The sequence below is a fragment of the Fictibacillus sp. 18YEL24 genome (assembly GCF_015903855.1).
GTDB lineage: Bacteria > Bacillota > Bacilli > Bacillales > Fictibacillaceae > Fictibacillus > Fictibacillus phosphorivorans_C.
The window spans coordinates 415,000-421,822 of record NZ_JACZDT010000005.1; the positions used below are offsets into that span (position 1 = coordinate 415,000).

A 6,823-nucleotide genomic window follows, 5' to 3' on the forward strand; every position below is an offset into this window, starting at 1 on the left:
GCGATCAATAGACAAGGAAATAACCTGCTATCAATCACTTAAGTAATTTATGGTTTTCCTCATCGATCAGTAGTCCTCCACTGCTTTTAATTCCCAAGCAGTGACAGTTTTACACTTCTTTAGTGTAAACCCAGCAAAAGTGAACAGACGGTTTTCTTTTGCTTCGGCGAAAGTTCCTTTCCTTTTTCTTCACAGACGTCACTCTCTGAAAAAGTACTTATAAAATCCGCTCCTCTACCCCATCGGTGATAGGCTTAAAGACATATAAAATTATTAATTCAATACTAATTATAACAAACACGGACGAATGGTCAACCTAAACAAGACTTGTTAAATAGAGGAAATACATTTATTCTGCTGCTTCATCCTCATCCGTTCCTTCTGTAGGGCTATCCTCAGAAGGCTCCAATTCATCATGAGATTCCTTTTCCTTTAAATCTGGAGTAATCGGTACAGTAGGTTGTATCGGATCTCCAGATTGATTGTAATAGACAGGAACTTCTCCTTTTATAAACTGTGCTGTTATTTTTATCGGTCGTTTCACAACTGTCGTTTCTGTTGCGAAAGGAATAACGATCCTCGTTTTGACTGTGACTACAATATCAATATTGATCCACGTATTATTGATCCCGGAATTCTCTATTTTCTCTTCGATATCGGTGTTCGCTTCACCAATCAACATAAATTTGATAGGAATCTTTGGCCCTAAGTTAGCTAAGAGAGAGTTTCTTGTTGCTTGCCCTAGAGGTATTTCCATAATAACACCCGGTTCATTCTTATAGGCAGTTATACCTAACTCATCATTGCTTATTACTTCGTGTGCTTTTCCTTCTTCTATCTCCTTCAGGTATTTTTGAACGACTTTTTGTGACTGGTTGGCAACCTGATTGACAACACTCTGATTGATTCCAGCAAAGACGACATTCCCCTCTGTATCCGTCTTATATTCGATGATGTCATTCATTTCTGAAGGTCCTAAAATTTCATTGTCAATCGCTTCACTTATGGCAAGTGCAGCGATTTCTTCTGTTTTCTTTTGCGCAATCAACATGAGTGTTGGCTCTATTCCTTTGTTTACAAGCCACAGCCCTTGAACCGTTATAAAAGTAAACAGAATAAATGAGATCAATAGTACAAATCGGAATGGAAGTGGCCCTTTTCGAAGTTTCATTTTTCTGCGCTTAAGCAAAAGGTAACCCCCCTTTATCTACATATACATATGTATGCAGACAAGAGGGGGGCTCATTCAAACTTTATGTTTTAATTTTTTTCGTACACGACAAAATCGTGAGGATATTTGTTCTTTTCATCAACGATACCTGGCTTACGAGAGACCACACGCCACTCATCACGATTGATTTCTGGAAAATACGTATCTGCGTCAAAGGTATGGTGGATCTCTGTCACATACAGGCGGTCTGCAACTGGCATGAACAGCTTAAAGATCTCTGTCCCACCGATCACACATAGTTCTTCTGCTTCTTTTTTTATTACTTCATCAACAGAATGAACGACGGTCGTTCCCTCTGCGTGATAGTGTTCATCTCTTGTTACCACGATATTTTCTCGTCCAGGTAGAGGCCTCCCGATGGATTCATACGTTTTTCGACCCATTACGATCGGTTTTCCCATCGTTACGTTTTTGAAATGCTTGAGATCGTTCGGTAAATACCAAGGTAGATCATTGTTTTTACCGATCGCGTTATTTTCATCCATCGCTACAACAAACGAGATCATACGCTCACCACACCTTTAATATGGGGATGCGCTTCGTAGTCTACAAGCTCAAAGTCTTCATAAGTGAAATCAAAGATACTTGTTACATTTGGATTGATCTTCATCTTCGGAAGCGGCTTTGGCTCACGAGTAAGCTGAAGCTCAACTTGTTCAAGATGATTGGTATAAATGTGCGCGTCCCCTACAGTGTGAACGAACTCACCTGGTTTAAGTCCTGTCACTTGAGCCACCATCATCGTTAACAAAGCATACGAAGCAATATTAAAAGGTACACCTAAGAAACTGTCTGCTGAGCGCTGATAAAGCTGGCAGGAGAGCTTTCCATCCGCAACATAAAATTGAAATAACAGATGACATGGTGGCAGCGCCATATTCGGAATATCAGAAGGATTCCACGCGGAGACGATTAATCGTCTTGAATCTGGATTCTTCTTAATGTCTTGGATTACGTTTGAGATCTGGTCGATCGTCTCACCGTTCGGAGCTGACCATGAGCGCCACTGATGACCGTATACAGGACCAAGATTTCCATCTTCATCTGCCCACTCATCCCAAATCCGTACACCGTTTTCTTTTAAATATGCAATATTCGTGTCACCTTTTAAGAACCAAAGCAATTCATGAATAATTGATTTTAAATGCAGCTTTTTTGTCGTAACAAGCGGAAAGCCTTCCTGTAGGTCAAACCTCATCTGACGTCCGAACACAGAAACGGTCCCCGTGCCTGTCCGGTCCTCTTTTTTTGTACCGTTATGTAGAATATCTTGAAGAAAATCCAGATATTGTTTCATCCCTCATCGCCTCCTATTTTTCTTTTAATCGTATCATACGAAAAGTCATAAAAATAGCTTCAACACCTAACACTTTTTCCCTTCTGTACACATAAAAATAATAGTGAAGAAAGGAGTGGAAGCATGTTAGAGATGAACCCGATCTTAATCGAAGGACATCCGTTTACCGCTGTCACCCTTCGTTTGCCAAAAACGAATTTTATGGCTGTATTCAACGACAATGGATATATCATGTGTGGAGCACTAGACGTGGCATTATTGAACGAAAAGTTAGCAGACCGTAAAATTATCGCAGGACGCGCTGTTGGAGTTAGAACGATCGAACAGCTGTTAGATGCACCTTTAGAATCTATTACTCTTGAAGCAAAAGAAAAAGGTATTGAAGTTGGTATGCAAGGGCGAAAAGCACTTTTAAAAATGATCTAGAGCATTTATCGGCGAGATTTGAAAAATATCGGCAAGAAACGAAATTTATCGGCAGAAAATCATTTATATCGGCAACTTTCTAAATTTATCGGCGAAAAATGAAATATATCGACATTTGCAATAAAACGACAACACCCTCTGCCAAAATGGCGGAGGGTGTTCACTTTATGCTTTAAAACGATCTCTTGTTATTTTTAATGAAATAAGATTAATGCATAAGACCAAGGATAAGAACTGTATGCGCTTCGCATCATTGATATATATGTAGACACATAGCAGGTAAACGCCACTGACGATAAAGGCAATTTGTAAGCAGTACATCATCTGAATCAATTTTTTGAAATTCAAAGTGATCCCCACTTTCTTCATCCAGCAAACTGATTTCATTCACCCTATTAGTATATCAGTCTACAATGAAAAATGAATCGTTTCCTTCTTTTTGAAATGGATTTGTAATATAAGGAAAACTCAAAACAGATCCAATTGCCTTGGAGCCAAAAAGTCATATTGAATATCCAGAAGATCAATCATCTGCTTCGCATTATCAGCAGCATCCCCACCTGAATTATTATTAAAAAGGATAGTTAAATTCTTTGTTTCTGAAGCAAGCTGTTGTATGCGCTCACTCCATTCTTGAAGCTCTGGCTCATTATAACGATAAAGATAACGAACTTCTCTCCAGTTCGGCTGACCTTGATTGTTCCAGCCATATACGTTTCTGCCATGCATTCGTACGAGTGTCCTCTCGGGTGTTGTGTGCATGACGATTGGAATGGAACCTTGTCCTGCTTGAGGTTCATCACAGACCGTATGAATCCAGTTCTCTTGCCGGATAAATTGTAGCGTCTTATCCTTCATCTCATCACTGAACCACGTTTGGTTACGAAACTCAAGTGCTACTGGAATATCACCCATCATTTCTTTTGCATAGCGCAGCATCTGAACATTCTCTTTCTTACAATCAAACCAAGGGGGGTACTGAAACAAGACCATCTCAAGCTTGCCTGATGTGATAACAGGTTGGATAGACTCGATAAATGCCTCATACATTTCTTTAACCGACTCAAAAGGCAGCTTACCTCTTGAATGTCCCGTCATCCCTTGATAGGCCTTAACAACAAATGAAAAGTTCTTTGGTGTAGATGCTACCCACTTCTCATAGTTTTTTACAGGCTGTACCGCATAAAAGGATGAATCAACTTCTACAACAGGAAAGTGGCCGCTATATACAGCGAGCTTTTCTCTTGCAGGAGTACCATCTGGGTAAAGAGAATCATGATCTCCCCAGCCTGTTACACCGATTTTTATCATTCTCTGAAGTCACCTGCCTATGAGTTACAATTTATTTAATCCTTTTGATCGGACAAACTCTTTCATATACGTTCGTTTAGGAGTCGCCATCGAGGCTGTAATCTGCGTGACCCAGCCTTCTGTACGTTTTCCGCTTGTTCTTTCTGAGTAATATTCAGCCGTTTCTTTTTCATATTGTTGAAGGAGATCTTGAGTTTCCTCTTTACTTTGGTATTGATTCTTATGAAAAACAGCTTCCATTGGCAGACGTGGCTTTATCCCAGGCTCTGCATCTGGATACCCTACAGCTACACCAAATAACGGAAGAACATGGTCTGGGCAACCCAATAGCTCTGACACTTCTGCCAGAGAATTTCGAAGTCCACCGATGTACACGATTCCAAGTCCTAGCGACTCAGCTGCTATAGACAGGTTTTGTGCAGCAAGAGCGGCATCCACTGTCCCTACGATAAACGCTTCTGTCGATTGAATCGTTTCGTGAATATCTATTGTTTTCGTATCTGCTGCTATCTGATGTCGGTTGTAATCCATACAAAAAACAAAGAAATAGCCGTTGTCTGCGACGTATGATTGATTACCCGCAAGCTCAGCTAGTTGTTCTTTCTTTTCCCGGTCCTCTACCCCTATAATCGTGCAAACTTGTTGATAACTTGAAGTAGATGCTGCCTGAGCGCATTGTACAAGTGTTTTAACCGTTTCTTCATCTATTGACTTGTCCTTAAACTTTCGAATCGATCGATGAGCTAATATCGTTTCTATAATCTCGTTCATCACAAATGCTCCTTCTCTAAAGTTATAGTTGATTGCATTATATCTTTTTCGTCTATAAAAAAGCGAACCATTTGAAGTCTCATTAATAACTTCTTCTCATTAATGCAAAGTGGTGGTATACTAATCTAGCGATGAGCTAATTGCATAAGACGAGATTGACGCGCCTTTTTTGGCAATGCACTATGTGGAGTGCAGTCTCTCGCCGCAATATACGCAAAAAAGACGTCCAATCGGGCGTCTTTTTTCTATATATTCTTACCTGACACACGAAAACAAAGCTACGTGAGGAGAGAAAGATGAAGAAAATCCATTTAACCTTACTTCTAATTTGCTTGTGTATAACGATTTTATTTGCTTGCTCAAAAAATGAATCTTCAAAATCAGCAGACAAGGAATCCAATGTAGAATTGACGATTTCGGCTGCAGCCAGTTTGCAAGATGTATTGAATAAAATTGCGAGCAATTATGAAAAGGAACATCCAAATGTTAAAATCACTTACAATTTCGGAGGCTCTGGAGCTCTTCAACAGCAAATCTCTAACGGAGCACCTGTTGATCTTTTCTTCTCAGCAGCAGAAGATAAATTTGACCAGCTTGTTGAAGAAGGATTTATTGAAAAGGAACGAGGAAGAGATCTTGTTGGAAACGAACTTGTCTTAGTTGTTGGGAAAGATTCAACACGAGATATTAACGGATTTCAAGATTTGCCTAAAGTAAAGAAACTGGCGATTGGTACACCGGAAACTGTTCCAGCAGGAAAATACGCAGTGGAGACTTTAGAACATTTAAACCTCCTGAAAAAAGTTGAAAAGAAAATCGTTTATGCAAAAGATGTTCGTCAAGTCATTACATACGTAGAAACAGGAAATGTCGATGCTGGTATTGTCTATAAAACGGATGCAATGATCTCACCTAAAGTAAAAGTCGTAGGCGTTGCAAGTGAAAATACACATGCACCCATTATTTATCCTGTAGGTGTATTAAAAGAAACTCCCTATAAGAAAGAAGCAGAACGATTCTATAACTATTTGCAAAATGACGCAGTCTTAAAAACCTTCATGGAGTTCGGGTTTAGCAAAATCGAAAAATAGGTCACATAAAATTTAGTATCTGATAGTGCGCAACACAAAAAAAGCCTTGGTGTATTCTAACACCAAGGCTTTTCTTCATTAACCGATAGAACCTTCCATCTCAAACTTGATTAACGAAGACTTTCATAACATATTAAATAGATGTAAAAACTCTGTTAATTCAAGGTTTTCCATGTATTGATTTTTAAACTATTTCAATGCTTTTCAAATTCAGTTGGCACAAAGTTGGCACGAAGCCTTCCTTCTCCTAAGGATCTTAATTTAACCCTTTAACTTCCTTATGGCTTTTGCTTGTTAAACTTATTGTTAATGTTCAATTGATTTATGTTCCATAGATCTAGTAACAATTTCTGAATTACGATTCGTATTTAACACTGGCGTAACAGGTTTAAATAAATTCTTATCAACTTTATTAGTAATAATAAAGTTATACATATCCATATCCTGTTTGAATTTTACAGTTTTCAATGGTATTGCGATTAAAGTTAAAATAATGATCTCAAATATCGCTTTTTCACCTACTAACAGTATCCCTATTAATGGCATTGTCATTAACAGCTTTCTCAATGAAAAATCCCCCTATTTATATTTTCATAATTTTTCAAAAATAACCTGATTATATTTTACCACATTATTACAAATTTGATATCTACTATCCTTACCAGATTAAATTAAAAAACAAAAAGCACTCCTAAA

General features: G+C 38.5%; 8 protein-coding genes and 1 riboswitch. Of the genes, 2 read left to right on the plus strand and 6 right to left on the minus strand.

The features are described from left to right. Positions 1–62 precede the first annotated feature (62 nt). A riboswitch (Lysine riboswitch) is annotated at positions 63–245 on the minus strand. A 104-nt stretch (positions 246–349) separates the two neighbouring features. The 3 genes from yunB to HU823_RS17595 all read right to left on the minus strand — a co-directional run bounded on the left by yunB (position 350) and on the right by HU823_RS17595 (position 2,528). Then, a complete protein-coding gene (gene yunB / locus HU823_RS17585; protein ID WP_144698283.1) occupies positions 350–1,189 on the minus strand; it encodes a sporulation protein YunB in 840 nt (279 codons plus the stop codon). A gap of 71 nt (positions 1,190–1,260) precedes the next feature. After that, positions 1,261–1,737 carry a dihydrofolate reductase gene (locus HU823_RS17590; protein WP_197222852.1) on the minus strand — a complete coding sequence of 159 codons (477 nt, stop codon included), beginning with the start codon at positions 1,735–1,737 and terminating at the stop codon, positions 1,261–1,263. Further along, the gene (locus HU823_RS17595; protein WP_197222853.1) at positions 1,734–2,528 is read right to left on the minus strand and encodes a thymidylate synthase; all 795 of its coding nucleotides are present in this window, start codon (positions 2,526–2,528) and stop codon (positions 1,734–1,736) included. Before HU823_RS17595 ends, HU823_RS17590 begins: the two co-directional genes overlap by 4 nt. A gap of 123 nt (positions 2,529–2,651) precedes the next feature. Between HU823_RS17595 and HU823_RS17600 the strand changes: the two genes are divergently transcribed. Further along, positions 2,652–2,954 (plus strand): YunC family protein, encoded by a 303-nt coding sequence (locus tag HU823_RS17600; protein ID WP_066397323.1) that lies wholly within the window; start codon positions 2,652–2,654, stop codon positions 2,952–2,954. 468 nt (positions 2,955–3,422) lie between these two features. On the opposite strand, the gene HU823_RS17605 is transcribed toward HU823_RS17600, so the two are convergent. Both HU823_RS17605 and nfsA read right to left on the minus strand, forming a co-directional pair. Then, complete coding sequence (locus HU823_RS17605; RefSeq protein WP_197222854.1) at positions 3,423–4,265, minus strand: DUF72 domain-containing protein; 843 nt, start codon at positions 4,263–4,265, stop codon at positions 3,423–3,425. 24 nt (positions 4,266–4,289) lie between these two features. Further along, positions 4,290–5,036, minus strand: coding sequence for an oxygen-insensitive NADPH nitroreductase (gene nfsA / locus HU823_RS17610; RefSeq protein ID WP_197222855.1), 747 nt, complete (start codon positions 5,034–5,036; stop codon positions 4,290–4,292). Between the two features lie 296 nt (positions 5,037–5,332). Between nfsA and modA the strand changes: the two genes are divergently transcribed. After that, positions 5,333–6,127 (plus strand): molybdate ABC transporter substrate-binding protein, encoded by a 795-nt coding sequence (gene modA, locus HU823_RS17615; RefSeq protein WP_197222856.1) that lies wholly within the window; start codon positions 5,333–5,335, stop codon positions 6,125–6,127. Between the two features lie 306 nt (positions 6,128–6,433). Here the strand turns inward: modA and HU823_RS17620 are convergent, their stop codons facing one another. Continuing rightward, on the minus strand, positions 6,434–6,694 hold the full coding sequence (locus HU823_RS17620) for a hypothetical protein (protein WP_197132099.1): 261 nt from the start codon (positions 6,692–6,694) through the stop codon (positions 6,434–6,436). Positions 6,695–6,823 lie beyond the last annotated feature (129 nt).